At 38.9% G+C, this 14,506-nt stretch carries 10 protein-coding genes; 8 read left to right on the top strand and 2 right to left on the bottom strand.

Annotated elements, in window-relative coordinates:
• The first annotated feature begins 18 nt into the window (after window positions 1-18).
• The 5 genes from OCV60_RS05475 to OCV60_RS05455 all read left to right on the top strand — a co-directional run bounded on the left by OCV60_RS05475 (window position 19) and on the right by OCV60_RS05455 (window position 8,456).
• Window positions 19-4,884, top strand: a complete 4,866-nt coding sequence (locus OCV60_RS05475; protein ID WP_055052941.1) for a DUF3849 domain-containing protein — start codon at window positions 19-21, stop codon at window positions 4,882-4,884.
• On the top strand, window positions 4,881-5,132 hold the full coding sequence (locus tag OCV60_RS05470) for a transposon-transfer assisting family protein (RefSeq protein WP_055052940.1): 252 nt from the start codon (window positions 4,881-4,883) through the stop codon (window positions 5,130-5,132). Before OCV60_RS05475 ends, OCV60_RS05470 begins: the two co-directional genes overlap by 4 nt.
• A complete protein-coding gene (locus tag OCV60_RS05465) occupies window positions 5,129-6,049 on the top strand; it encodes a YodL domain-containing protein (protein WP_055052939.1) in 921 nt (306 codons plus the stop codon). Before OCV60_RS05470 ends, OCV60_RS05465 begins: the two co-directional genes overlap by 4 nt.
• A gap of 118 nt (window positions 6,050-6,167) precedes the next feature.
• The gene (locus OCV60_RS05460; protein WP_055052938.1) at window positions 6,168-7,736 is read left to right on the top strand and encodes a hypothetical protein; all 1,569 of its coding nucleotides are present in this window, start codon (window positions 6,168-6,170) and stop codon (window positions 7,734-7,736) included.
• Between the two features lie 21 nt (window positions 7,737-7,757).
• Window positions 7,758-8,456, top strand: coding sequence for an HNH endonuclease signature motif containing protein (locus OCV60_RS05455; RefSeq protein WP_055052937.1), 699 nt, complete (start codon window positions 7,758-7,760; stop codon window positions 8,454-8,456).
• A gap of 81 nt (window positions 8,457-8,537) precedes the next feature.
• Here OCV60_RS05455 and OCV60_RS05450 read toward each other — a convergent pair whose 3' ends face one another.
• Window positions 8,538-10,187 carry a relaxase/mobilization nuclease domain-containing protein gene (locus OCV60_RS05450; protein WP_055052936.1) on the bottom strand — a complete coding sequence of 550 codons (1,650 nt, stop codon included), beginning with the start codon at window positions 10,185-10,187 and terminating at the stop codon, window positions 8,538-8,540.
• Window positions 10,174-10,551, bottom strand: coding sequence for a plasmid mobilization protein (locus OCV60_RS05445; RefSeq protein ID WP_055052935.1), 378 nt, complete (start codon window positions 10,549-10,551; stop codon window positions 10,174-10,176). Before OCV60_RS05445 ends, OCV60_RS05450 begins: the two co-directional genes overlap by 14 nt.
• Before the next feature lie 375 nt (window positions 10,552-10,926).
• Here OCV60_RS05445 and OCV60_RS05440 point away from each other — a divergent pair, with 375 nt between their 5' ends.
• From OCV60_RS05440 to OCV60_RS05430, 3 genes are all read left to right on the top strand, one after another.
• Window positions 10,927-11,187 carry a DUF6870 family protein gene (locus OCV60_RS05440; protein WP_055052934.1) on the top strand — a complete coding sequence of 87 codons (261 nt, stop codon included), beginning with the start codon at window positions 10,927-10,929 and terminating at the stop codon, window positions 11,185-11,187.
• Window positions 11,188-11,358: 171 nt separating this feature from the next.
• Window positions 11,359-13,014: a recombinase family protein gene (locus tag OCV60_RS05435; RefSeq protein WP_055052933.1), complete on the top strand. Its 1,656-nt coding sequence runs from the start codon at window positions 11,359-11,361 to the stop codon at window positions 13,012-13,014.
• Window positions 13,002-14,504 carry a recombinase family protein gene (locus OCV60_RS05430; protein ID WP_055052932.1) on the top strand — a complete coding sequence of 501 codons (1,503 nt, stop codon included), beginning with the start codon at window positions 13,002-13,004 and terminating at the stop codon, window positions 14,502-14,504. Before OCV60_RS05435 ends, OCV60_RS05430 begins: the two co-directional genes overlap by 13 nt.
• Window positions 14,505-14,506: the final 2 nt, after the last annotated feature.

Here is a 14,506-nt window from a genome sequence, read left to right as displayed (position 1 = left end):
AAAATGGAGGATTTGTTTATGGCGAACAATAATATAGAGAAACAGTTAAAAGAAATATCGGAACGACTGGAGCAGGGAGTAAAAGAAATCTTTACATCGGAGAGATATACAGAATATCTGAATACCATGTCGAAGTTCCATAATTACAGCTTTAATAATACGCTGCTGATCACCATGCAGAAACCGGAGGCAACACTGGTGGCAGGGTATCAGGCATGGCAGAAGAAATTTAACCGCCATGTAAAGCGTGGGGAAAAGGGAATCCAGATCATCGCACCTGCACCAATCCGGGAAAAACAGGAGATTGAAAAGATTGACCCAGTAACAAAAGAACCGGTGATTGGGGAGGACGGACAACCGGAAACAGAGATTGTGGAAATGGTCATTCCAAGGTTCCGGGTAACTACGGTATTTGATGTCAGTCAGACAGAGGGAGAACCGATTGCTGACCTGGATGTACCGGAACTTACTGGAAGTGTACAGTTTTATGACACGTTTATGCAAGCATTACAGAATATTTCCCCAGTGCCAATCCGTATGATGAATGTGGAAGGGGAAGCGAAAGGTTACTATCACCAGACAGAAAAATATATTGCGATAAAGGAAGATATGAGTAATGTTCAGACGATGAAAACCGGAGTCCATGAAGTGAGCCACGCATTGCTGCATGACCGGGAAGTAATGGATGCGGAAGGCGTCTTAAAAGACCAGACAACAAAGGAAGTGGAAGCAGAAAGTATCGCTTATATTGTCTGCAACCATTTTGGTCTGGATACTTCAGAATATTCGTTTACCTATATCGCCAGCTGGTGCGAGAGCAGGGATATGAAGGCACTGAAAGCGTCTATGGATACCATCCGAAAAACATCGGCAGAGATCATTGGGAACATTGAGGAGCAGATGCATGAAATTGAGATGGAAAGACCGATCAGAGAAACATTTCATAGAGAGGATGTCATCTTGTATCTTTCAGGCAGTATGGGTTCGGAATATAGTTATAATCTGGTTGAAAATATGACAGCAGAACAGGTGCAGGAGAATGTAAGGGAATATGTTACTTTACTGGAACAGAAAGAACTTTCAGAGGATGAGAAACCACTGGAAGAATTTTTGGAGGACAGAGGTGCAGCAATCACAGTATTGTATGCAAGTGATGGAGTGGGAGAAAATTATCCGATTCACTTTTTTGATGCAGCGTATGATGCAGATACAGGCAGTGCTTATTTTTCAGAGCTGACACCGAAAGAACAGGCAGAAATGCTGGTGGAAAAAGCAGAATTTCCGAGAACGATTTTTACAGAAGAAGAGAAAGCATTTGTAACGGAATATGCAGAAACCTTTCCTGGACAGGTAGAAAGACTGAATGATCTTGTCTGGGATATGAGGGAATCTTATGAGGAAGCCGGTACAAAATTAGTACATGAAGTGATCCAGGCTGCGAGGGCAAACTTTCCAACCAAAGAACTTTCAGAAGAAAGGGAAAGTACCATGCAGTATGCCCATAGACTGATTGAAGCTGCAGAAACCGCCAGCCATGAGAATTTTACGGAATCACAAAGAAATCTTATCGTAAATTTTGCTTATAAGATGGATGACCGGGACGAAGTTTTGGGACTGGTAAACCGTATGCTGACAGCGAATCGGGGTGACCGAAGTGAAGTTATGAGAAGTCTTGTGCATGAGACAGAGGCACAGATGGATAACTTTCCAGATGGAAGGATCGGTTTTACAGAAATGCACGAAGCAGGAATCCGACTGGAACACATGTATCCTCTTGAAAAAAACAGGGCAGTAGAATTGTATCGTGAAGGTGCAGAAGTTTTTATATTACATGGAAATCCAGACAATCCAGAGCAGGCAGGACAGATTCTTGCAGAAACAGAAAATGCGATCCTGGGGCATGACGGTATCTTTGGTATTACGGAAACGGAATGGGAAGTACATAAAGAAAGAGAAGCAGCGATAGCCAGACAGGAAAAACTGGAACAGGATAGTGCAGAAAAGATTGATGAAACCTTACTTCTTCATGGAGAAAGCGGTCGTTTTGCAATCTATCAGATGGATACGGGTGGAGAGCATACTTATCAGTTTATGGGGGTTGAATCGGCTCAAAAATTAGGCTATAGCATTGATGGAAAAGACTACAGGATGGTGTATGCGGCTCCATGGACACCAACGGTCACATTAGATGATATTTTTGAGAGATTTAATATCAACCGCCCAAACGATTTTCATGGACATTCCTTATCGGTAAGCGATGTCATAGTTATAAACCGGACGGCGGAAACAAAGGCTTATTATGTGGATTCTTTCGGCTTTGAGGAACTTCCGGACTTTGTACAGCAGAGAATGGAGATACTGGAAAATAATCATACCAGAGCCTATCCCCCAGTCTATAAAGGAACACTTGCTCAGGCAATGGAAGAACGGGATGTAGATGCCTATCTGGATTCCAGAAAGTTAAATATTGATTGTAAGAAAGCAATCGAGGAAGCAATCGCATTAAATTTTGATGGACTGCATTTAAAGGAAGATGCCGCAACACAGGTGCTGGAACAGTTTGGAGAAGAACGTATGACGTTTGTTATGGCAAATACGCTCCGGGAACTTTCTTATGATGGCAGATTTTCCAGACAGAACAAAGACTGGGCAGAGCATATCGAAATCCCGGAAAATATCAATCAGGGAAAGAATCTGAATCAGGATTATGTGATAGAAAGCCACCCGGCGGTGTTAGATGGATTTATTGATATGGCAAGGGCAGAGATCCGTATGCAGAAGATTGAACAGGCATTGGATGAAGAGGAAGTCACCATTACAGAAGATACCAGAGGATTTGAAGCAGATGGACATGCAGGAACCTGGCATACGGTAGATGAAAGAGAGTATGCAGGGGAGAAGTTTTTCTTCATGGAACATGATGAGTATGGCTCAGATGTGGCAGGGATTATCGTATCGGAACATGGTCAGCTTGTAGCCGAAGATCTTTGGAATGGGTATGATGCCGGAGCATTGGAAGCCATTTCAGAGTATCTGCAGGAGAAAGGAATTTCTGTGGAAGAACTTATGCCGGAACTGGAACCGGATGAACTGGCATATAAGATTGACGATAGGTATTTTGCAATCCAGAGAACAGAGGAAGGCTATGATTATACCTTTTATGCTTTGGATTACGATGAGATCGACGGTGGTGCTTATGACAATCCTGATATTTCTATGCGGCAGGCAATGGAAGATATTCTGGAAGATGAAGATATGTCCCTGGAAAATGCAGTTCTCGTTGATTATGAGGATTTGATGGCAGAAGTGGAAGAAGCAGGCGAACGACAGATGCAGCTGGCACAGTTATTAAAGAATTGTCCACCAAGTATTTTCGAGGATTATGACCGGGAAAGAGCAGTGGATACCTGTGAGGGAATTGCAATGCAGTTTACTAAGAGCAAAGGGTATCTGACTGTACAGGCTACAGAAGAAGGTTATTTTTATATTTTTTATGATTCTGACCTGCATGAAATCCATTCCAATGATTATGACGATTCCAAAGTATCTGTTCAGAAAGCTACTTATGAAATCCTGAAAAGTGAAAGAATGGATGATATGGAGTGCGTCAAAGTAGACTATAAAGAATTTGAGGCAATGACCATCCAACATTCAAAGGATTTACTACAGGCAGGTGAGCTTCGTGCGACTTCTGAGATTGGAAGAGATGAGGTTGCATTAAATGGTCTTAGCAGGGCAGAAGTGGAACGGGGTGTCTTGTATCATGCACAGGGGATTCTGGAAGAAATGGGACTGGAAAATGAAGTAGAGCTGCTTGCTGCAAGGGTGCATGGTTCCAGAAGCAGAGAGGAACTTTACAGAAATGATTCTGACCTTGATGTAGTGCTTTCTTATCGTGGCAATATCCGGGAGGATAGTTTCTTTAATGAATTAAATGCTCATGGTATAGCAATGGCAGGTATTAAGGTGGACATCAATCCTATCGCAGAAGAAAGAATCACTCTGGCAGAGTATATGAGGGAGTCCGAAGCCTATCTTGATCAGCAGGAGATCAAAAAGCTGGCAGTGGATTTAGATAATTTCAGCTATGAATATGATCCTTACGAATATAAAGATACCGTTGAGAACAGGGAAGAACAGGTAGAGAAAATCACAGAGGACATTTTGAATCAGAAAACAGGGTGTTTAAAGGACTGGCTGGTTGAAGTATCGGAAGAATCTGATATAGACAGTGATGTGCTAACTGCCCGGTTATTACTTTCCCGCCTGGAAAATGCAGAAACCCTTTCTATCTTTACCAGACAACCAGAACAGGAGCAACCAGAAGCTACGATTACTTTTTATGTAGCAGAGTGTATGGAGTTTCCGGTCATGGGAGAATACCATAATAATCTTACTCTGGAAGAAGCGATTAAGATTTATGAAAGTATTCCGGCAGATCGACTACATGGAGGCAAAGGGATTGGTTTTGACCTGCAGGACGGGGATAAAGATTATTCTGGAGAGTACGAACTGATGTGTTGGGACAGAGTAGACAGGGAACTGATAGATATGATTCCTCATTATAAGGAAAGTCCATTGGTACAGAAAGCAATCAATGATATGGAAAAGTATCTGAATGAGAAACATGGAAAAGTGCAGGAAGCGGAACAGACTGTGAAAGTGAAACAGGAAGTTCCAGAAGCACCAGTCAAGAAAGAATCCGTATCAGTAGAACCGAACCAGACGCAAAAGAAAGAGCCTGTAAAGGGCGAAAAAGGAGAACTGAAAAAATCTGTGCTGCAGTCGTTGAAAGAGTTTCAGGCAAGGGCAAAAGCACAGGAACAAAAAAATAAAGAAGCAGAAAAATCCAAAGCACATAAGAAGGGGGATGTAGAATTATGATGGATCTGGTAATGAACTTTGATACAGACGAATGTTTAGTGACCGCAATGTTTGATAAAGGCAACCGAAATGATACGATGGAAGCCATCGACAATATTATTCCATTTCTGAAAGGGGATGCGGATATGATTGGGCTTGTCTGCAATACCATAAGAAAGCTGTTCTGCATGAGCGATGAAGGCTATGAGATTTTTCTTATGGACTTGGAAGATTATAAAGCGGAATTGGAAGAGGAGGACGAGGAATGAGTACAAGTCAGTGTGCAGTATATCAGGTAAAAGAAACACCAGAGTATCGTGATGTTCGTTTCCGTTCTTATGAAAAGCTGAGAAGCGAAGGAAAGAGCGTCAGCATTGAGAACTATCAGCAGGTGTACATTGGAAGAATCCAGCCGGGGGAAACTCCGGCGGATATAAAAATACGCCTGCAGAAACAGCGACCCAAGAACTTCAAAGGTCATTCCATCGGATGCAGCGATGTTCTGGTAATTACGGATGAGGGAAAAACCACAGCTTACTATATTAATAAAGACGGATTCATTATCGTTCCAGAATTCCTCACAATCAAAAGTTCCTCTGATACCAGACTTTCCATTGATACAACCGGATATGAAATCGAAGGAAAGAAAGGGACATGGCTTGCTCAGGATTATATTTTGATGAATGAGAAGAAATGGTTCCTGATGGAGCATGAAGAGTATGGGACAAGAGCCGCTTATGTGATTCTCAGTGAAGATGGTGCAGTAGTTATGAATGATTGCTACAATGGCTTTGACGAAGAAGCAAGACGGAACATTCAGAACTTTATGCAGCAACAGGCAGCAAAAGAACAGGAACAGCAAAGACAACAGCAGGTGCAATCACAAAAGCAGCCGAATCAGACACAGCAGTCACCAGAGCAGCAGAAAAAGAAACCAGAGCTGGCAAACTGGCAGAAGGTCATGGACAACGGAGAATATCTTCGTAGTGCAGAGATGGCAGAAGAAGCCAACTACAACATGATTGATGGACTGATGAACAATACTCCAAAGAAAAAAGATAAAAATAAACCAAGAGAATCTGTACTTGCCAGACTCCGGCTCAATCAGAAGAAAGTTGCAAAACAAGGGAAGAAACAGACGCAGCAGAAAGCGATGACGGAGGATATGGAGAGAAAGAAGAAATAATTTTACTAAAACCCGTCAATATGGCGGGTTTTTTTGGAGATAGCTTTATAAAGTGAAAAAGGTATGATAAGCTTTAAGTATTAGGCACAAGTACAAGAAAAGTATATGGGGGTATTAAATGAGCGAATTTAAAATATTTTTTTCGTGGCAATCAGATTTATCAAGTAATAAGACAACAAGATTCATTGATGAGTGTTTAACTGAAGTTGAAAGTATTTTACAAAATATTGTATCCATAAAACCAGATCGAGCAACGGAAGGATTAACAGGAAGTCCAGATATTACGGAATCTATATTTTCTAAGATTGATGATGCTGATCTTTTTATTGCAGATTTGAGTATTGTAAATAAGTTTATAGTTCAGGATGGGGATGAAAATACAGAAGAAAATCGTAAATTTACACCAAACCCTAATGTATTATTAGAAACAGGATATGCGGCAAGAGCATTGAGTTGGGATAGAGTAATATGTTTATTCAATCAGCAATATGGAAATCCTAATGATTTTCCATTTGATATTGACCATAGAAGAATGACACCTTATCAATTTAAACAGTCTACAAGAGAAGATGAAAAAAAGAGAATTGTTAAAATTATTGCAGATACAGTTTTACAATTAATTGTAGCAGGAGGAGTAAAACGAAGAGGAAAAGCATATTTTGAGGTTGGGGGATATGATTTTACAAGACATATTGTGTCTAAGACAGTGTCTCCTTACAAACTAAGAGAAAGTAAATACTATCAAGAAAGCACAAAGAAAATTCTTGAAGAGTGTCAATTGTTATATGATGAAATAAAGAAAATAGAATTACCTTTAGAGGAAGATTTGAATGAAAAAACGGAAAAACTGGTAGATATGGAACATTCGTTGAAAAATATAAATTTGGGAGAAATTCCAACAAAGAAAAAGATTGTAGATGAGGAGAAAACATTTATAAAGGAATCTGTTCAAAAGTACTTATCAGAAAATACTGGAGATGATTTTTTTTATTTAGGGAATTTACAGGTTAAAGATTCTTGGGCTAATAAGCATACAGAGTATATAGGTAGTGATGATGAAAAAAGAAAACTGAAATTAATTGAAAATTTGAATTCTAATTTGTTAAAGTTGGATTTGTTGAATATATATGTAGAGACATTTGATAATATTATAATTGTACCATTGGCAATTCATAATGCATCAAACGAATTGGATAAGAATGTAACAGTGAATATACGAATAAAAGATAATGTAACAGAAACCGTCTTTCCGGGGAAAAATCTTTTTAATCCAGAATATCAATCGGAGAATGATGAAATAGGATTGGAAGGTTTTGTATATGATAGAGGTTATATAGAAAGTTTGTTAAAAATGGATGAAGACAGTTATATTTGTTATGATTCAGAAGCTTTTTACAGAGAATTTGATCCAAGTAGAATAAAAACACCGATATTTACTGGTACAGGTTTTGAAACGCCCAGATCGGATGCAATAGATTATGAGGCTGAAATTCAAACGTATGTTAAAATGCCAATTGACAAAAGCCAATATCAATGTACAGTTAAGTCCATTCGTCCAAATGAAATTATGTGGTTAGGACAAGTTCTGATGCTTAAAGCTACAGAAGAAAAAGTGATTTTGCAATATACTATTATTTCTGAAAATACAAATGGAGATCTGACTGGAGAAATAGAAGTAAATAATTAAAGAAAAATGGGGAAAGAGTAAATGAGCAGTAGACAAATACCAGCAAGAGTCGTAAAAGAATTATATGCCAAATCAGGAAATTGTTGTGCCTTTTCAGGTTGTAATGAACAGCTTTTTGAAAATGCTAATGTTGGACAAATCTGTCATATTCAAGGAGTTAATTCAGGTAGTGCAAGATATAATCCTGATTTACCAGAAGAAGTAGTAAATGGTATTGACAATTTAATTTTACTCTGTTCTAATCACCATAAATTAATAGATGAGAGAGAGGATTTATTTCCTGTTGAAAAATTATTGGAAATGAAAAAAGCACATGAAAATTTTGTCTCTCAAGCAATTTTTCAGAGTAATCGAAAAAGGTTTTTTGATAATCTACAAAGAATATTTCAAGAAAATAATTTTGATAGGATTATTTTAGAACAGGGATATGAAGCACCATTTGAAGATTCAGTTTTTGTAAACACAGACAATGGTTGTGAACAGCTTCGTAATCTGCTAAATACAAACTATGCTTTAGGATTATCAGGAGAGGAAAGAAGAGAAATATATATATTTGCTGAATCATTGGACTATGTTATGCAGGAAATTGCTATGAATTCTTATTCCAATGGAAACAGAATTGCCATTCCTAATTATAAAGAGGATGATTTTCGTATAATCAGAGAAAGACTGAAAAATTTGCATCGTGAATATGTAAAATATAGATTTGGAAATATATAATGTGACGAATGGGCAAGTCATTAGAGAGTGAACTTGCCCATTTATTATGAAACATTAAGAATTTATTCGGTTATTTTATTCTTATAAATCCTGCTCTTTCTCAATTTCCTGTCCACGTTCAGGCTTCTTTCCAAGAATCATATCAATATTGGCATCCACAGTCCGCAGTTCCCGTTCCTGGTCACGGTGGTTGTAAAAATCGGCTCGTTGTACTTCACGCAGTTCTGTGAGCCGGTCTTTTTCCTGATAGAGTGATTTCATGGAAGGAAGTTTCTGACCATTGGATTTTTCTTTCAGAACACGCAAAGCGGTTTCGTAAAGAGAGAGTTCAGCTTTATGCTCCTCATAAAATTTATTACGGTTGTGGCTTTTGCGGTATTGGGCATAGAGGTCTTTGTAGGCAAGGTACTGTCCGGTAAAATGTATTTGCTCATTTACATCTTTAAGCTGTTGTTCTGTATCCTTTAAAGATTTTCTGGCGGCACTGGTCTGATCGGATGCCTGGTCAAGTGCCGTATGGAAATCTTCAAGAGAGTTATATCCATGTTCTTGTATATAGGCAACAGTCTGAGCCATCTGTTTCAGATTGGAGAGTTTGACTTTTTGAGCATAGGCTTCACTCTGCTGTGCTTTGATACAGGTCTGTAAATCTATCACAAGTCGGAGATCTGATTTTATGAAAATGAACGGTACAGGAATATCGGAAGCATCAGGAGAAAGTGCTGTCTGCAAATTTTTCACAGTGTTTGGAACTTGTGGTTCTTCAGTTTTCATTTTCCTATCAGAGAGTGATTTTGCATTTTCCTTAAATGTCTGTAATAGAAAATCCTCTTCATATCGTGTTCCGAGATTTCGTCCAGTGATATATTTTTTTTTGCCTGGATGAAGATAGCTGTATCGGTTTCTGCTGATCTTGAAGATGATATGATATTTTTTATCGAGGATTTGTGCAAACTCTTCTGGTGACTTGGCGGTGCTTGCAGCATCATCAATAGCATCTCGGAGAAACTGTTTCTCTGTTTGATAGCGAGTCTCTTTTGGTGTGATACCATCTTCAAGCATTTTCTGGTTGAGCTTATCAAGTTTTTCCTGTCCACGACGCTGTGCCCAGTATTCTTTTTCTGTAATTTTTCTTTCAGCAGGAGAGAGCAGATCAACTTGATGCAGACCTTCTTTCTGGCACATATCCATGACATCTTGCTTTAAGTGAGCAAGGTAGGCGGTGCTTAGGTGGTGTTTATATCCGGCTTTTGATTCGCAGTCAAATTCCATATAGGGTTCTTGGGGCACGTCATATTTACGAAGGCTGTTGATCACAATATGTACATGGATATTACCACTTTCGTTGTGACCATCTGTATGTGTGCAGACTAAAGCCTGATGACCGGGAAAGTTCTTCTTTGCAAAAGTTAGTCCAAGCTGTTGTGCCCGTTCACCAGTCAGTCCACATTCCTCTTTGTCTTTTGGGTCAAAGCTGATAATGTAATGATGAGACTTTATCTCATTGAAATTTTTATTTTTATGGTAATAGCTGTTTAGTTCCTGACATTCAGATGCAAAGGTAAACGGATCACAGTTCAGACCATCCAGGTAATATTCATCTCGTAATATCATATGTCCCTTATCATCGAGGATTGGCTTTTGGGTGTATTCATTATGCTGAAAGATGAGATACCGTTCGGATTCTCCATAGTCAGCATTTTTGCTTGCGATATGTTTAATCACTGCCACGGAAATCACCTGCCATTCTCATCACTTCATATTTCATTTCATAAATATCCCGGAGAGATTTTTTTATTTCTGCTCTCATTTCTGAGGAGATAATTCCACCTTGATTAAAATATCGGGCAATCTGATTGAGGTTGCTTCCTATCTTACCCAATTCACCAATCAGTCTTTTTATTTCTGGAACATCTGCAGTGATTTCATATTTGATAATAACATTCTGGCTGTTCAAGGCATTTCGGATAAAATCAGAAACAGTCATGTTTGTTGCAGTGGCTCTTTCCAGAAGAATCTCATATTCCGTTTCATTCATACGCAGGTGAACATCTTTAGTTTTGGTAAGTGCTTCATCTTTTTTTGGTCTTGTCATTCAATGCTCCTTTCTGCATAAAGGTTCCGCATAGGAAAGAGAAAATTTTACAGCTTGCTGTGAAAACAAGTGATGAAGAATCATCACGCTGTGACCATGACAATGGGAACCAATACGCATATCTTTGATTGCGGTCGAGGGTATGGGGAAACGAAATCCCCATCAAGTTGCAAGTGGCCAGTAACCCCGGAAGGGGTTATTGTGCTACATTGCGAAACTTGCTCTAAGAGAGAATCCTTTCCCATAATCATGCGTGGGAGACATCAAAAAGACAGGTAAAAATGTAAAAAAATAAAAAAAGTGAAAATTCATCTGACATTTTGCCATCTGCCAGCTGTGATTAGTAGAAAAAGAGAGATCACAGGAGGTAGCCAGATGAAAAATATAGAAATGCCTACACTGGAAGAATTGCAGGAAATGGCAGCAGTGGACATCCGTACCGTAGATAAAAGTACGTTAGCAGAGCTGGATGATGTGGAGATTCATGAAGAATTACCGCAGGCAGAAAGGATTGCAGATTATATCAAGCAGATTAAAAATCCGTATTGCTATAAATCACATGGGGTAGTTGTGAAGATCAGCTTTGCAGGAAAATGCTCTCTGGAAGAAAGCCTGAGCAGATGTATCTCCATGTAAAAGGAAAATCGTCCAGAAAAAAATAATCGAAAAAAGAAAGAAAAAGGTATGGTAGTAATCCAGAAGTTATGTTAATATGGATGTGGGTCAAAATTTAAAAGCATTCAAGGAGCCGTGAATTTCTTGGTTTACACCGCCACAGAGCGAGTAAAGTAGGAGGTTGATGGCTTTATGTATTTCAATCAAAAGTCTATTTTAGCAGCGGATTATCTCCGGTTATCCAGAGAGGATGGAGACAAACTGGAGAGTGACAGTATCCGCAATCAAAGAAGTCTCATTAACGATTTTGTAAAACAGCACAAAGAGATCCAGCTGGTCGAGGAATATATCGACGATGGATACAGTGGAACGAACTTTGACCGTCCGGCATTCCAAAGGATGCTTGAGGATGTGAAAAGGAAGAAGATCAACTGTATCATCGTAAAAGATTTATCCAGATTAGGAAGAAACTACATTGAAACAGGAAGGTATCTGGAAAAGATCTTTCCATTTATGGGTGTACGGTTCATCGCAATCACAGACCATTATGACAGTGCTACAGGATCGGATGATGCAGATCAGATCATTGTTCCGTTTAAGAATCTTATCAATGATGCTTATTGCAGGGACATCTCAATTAAAATCCGAAGTCAGTTAGATGTGAAAAGAAAAAACGGGCAGTTTATTGGCAACTTTGCAGCCTATGGATACTTAAAAGATCCAGAAGATAAGAACCATCTTATTGTTGATGAATATGCGGCAGATATTGTACGGCTTATTTTTAATCTGAAAATAGATGGGTACAGTTCACAAAGAATAGCAGCCCAGTTAAATGAAATGGGAGTTTTGCCGCCATTGGAATATAAGAGAAGCCGGGGGATGAATTATAACAGCGGATTCCGTTCCGGTTCTGATCCTAAATGGGCAGTCACTTCCATCAACCGTATTTTGCAGAATGAACTTTACATAGGCACAATGGTTCAGGGCAAAAACCGAAAGATTAATTATAAGGTGAAGAAAAGTTCTCCTATTGCAAGAGAAAACTGGATACGAGTAGAAAATACACATGAAGCAATCATTCCAGAAGAGAGTTTTCAATATGTACAAAGTCTGTTGGAAATAGATACCCGGATCGCTCCGAAAAGAAAATCTGTTTATTTGTTTTCTGGATTTGTACGTTGTGGGGACTGTGGTGAGAACATGGTCAAGCGAAGCACAACGAAGAAAGGAAAAAAATACTGTTATTATCATTGCTCCACTTATAAGAACAAAGAGGGATGCAGTTCCCATCTGATCAGTGAAAAAATGATTTATGATGTAGTTCTGGATTCTGTAAAAAAGCAGATCGCATTATTGACCGAAGTAGAAGAAATCATCAAGAAAAATGGAATGGATACTTACAAGAAAGTGGAGAGCCGGTCTTTAGAACAGCAGTTAATGGCACTTTATGAGGAAGTGGAAAGATATAAAGACTTAAAGGCGAGATTGTATCAGGATATGGTAGACGGTATTGTCAGCAGAGAAGAGTACCATGAATATAATCAGAGATTCACAGAGAAGATGCAGAAAGCAGAAAAGGCGAAACAGGAAGCGGAAGAGAAGAAAGAAAAGTTATCTGCGGAAGAAAAACGGATGCATCCATGGATAGAGGATTTCAAAAAATATAAAAATATCCAAAGCCTTGACCGGAAAGCAGTTGTTACATTGATAGAGCAGATCATTGTATACAGCAAGGAGCAGATTGAAATTCAGTTCAAGTATAGTGACGAGATGCAGGAAATGATAGAAGCAGTGCAGATTATACGTGAGCGGCAGGAACGGAAAGGAGAATTTGTATGCGGTGCGTAAGTTATACCAGAACGACTTCCTGTAAAGAGGACGGAAAGATTCCGGCGGATATTATAAAACAGCAGGACCAGCATATACAGGAATACTTGAAAAAACAGGGATGGACATTATCTGCAAAGTATTGCGACAGAAAAAAAGATACAGAAGAGAACACAGTTTTTGAAGAACTGACAAAAGATGGGATCAACCGCAAATTTGATATGGTAGTTGTAGACAGCATTGACAGATGCGGAAGGACAATATCCTGTGCAGATGATGTCTTAGTAAAAACATTTGTCCCGGCAGGAATACATTTTGCAGTTGTACAGGACGAATTTATCAGCATTGGAAAAACGAAAGAAGAATTATATGAATATATAAAGAAAGCTAGGTATGCGGCAGTTCAGTTAAAAGGCATGAGAGAGTATGCAGTCAGAGAACAGCTGGAGGGACTTTATACCGTGCATGATGAAAAGTATGGATACATTCTTTCTGATGACCGCAGGGAATTGCTTATTGATGAAGAAGCGGCAGTTGTTGTGCGGGAGATCTTTCAGATGGTATTAGATGGTATGCCGATTGCAAATATAGTGAAAATTTTAAATGACAGTGGAATAGAATCTCCGATGGTGCATAATGCACGAGTCGGTCATAAGGTATGGCCGACATATGACAATAAATGGTTATTCTGCTCTGTAAAGAGAATCCTTAGATGCACAGCGTATGCTGGTTACTGGCAAAAGACGATCAACAAAAAAATTTGTACACTTCCTATAGCTCCTATTTTGGAAGAAGGCATGTTTGAAAAAGTGCAGGAGATTCTCGATAAGAGAAAGAAGCCAAGAAAAACAAGACCAGGTAAAAATGGATTATTTGTAAAAAAGATATTTGATGCCGAGACAGGAAGAAAAATATCACAGAGAAATTTTAAAACGGGGGAAACGGTTTTTCTTTTCGCAAGTGGGACGAATCAGCTTCCAAGAGATAAAAGTACCTACATTTCTTTTGAAACCGTGATTGCTGAAGTAAGAAAAGCCATACAAAGAGAAATGGAACTGGCAGAACAGATAAAAAAGAAACTGTCAGCCAGAGAAGCAGAATCAGAAAAATATGAATGGTTGAAGCAGTATTCACAAAGAGCGTGGACAATCTTTGAAGAGATGGAGCAAGTGGAAAAAGAGCGTATTCCATTATATCAGAACTACCAGACAGGAAAAATCAATGAAGAAGAATATCTGGTGGGAAAAGAAGAAATACGGGATCAGCTTAGTATGTATGATGGAGATTTCAGTGAACTTATGAAAGAGGTATCCGTTATAGAAAAGGCATATAGCAATAAAAATGAATGGTTAGAGACTTTTAAGAAAGAGAATCTTCCGAAAGAACTACAGCCAGAGCATATCAATAAATGGATTGAGAAAGTATTGATAAGAGATTTTAAAGAAGTGCAGGTATGTTTATCCAAGCAGGAATGGAAAAAATACTTTCCTGCAGAATGGATGGAGGAATAGGG

The organism is Coprococcus ammoniilyticus (assembly GCF_025567345.1).
Taxonomy (GTDB): Bacteria; Bacillota; Clostridia; order Lachnospirales; family Lachnospiraceae; genus Coprococcus; species Coprococcus ammoniilyticus.
The sequence above is the reverse complement of the archived record's forward strand: the minus strand, read 5'-3'. Positions and strand labels throughout refer to the sequence as shown.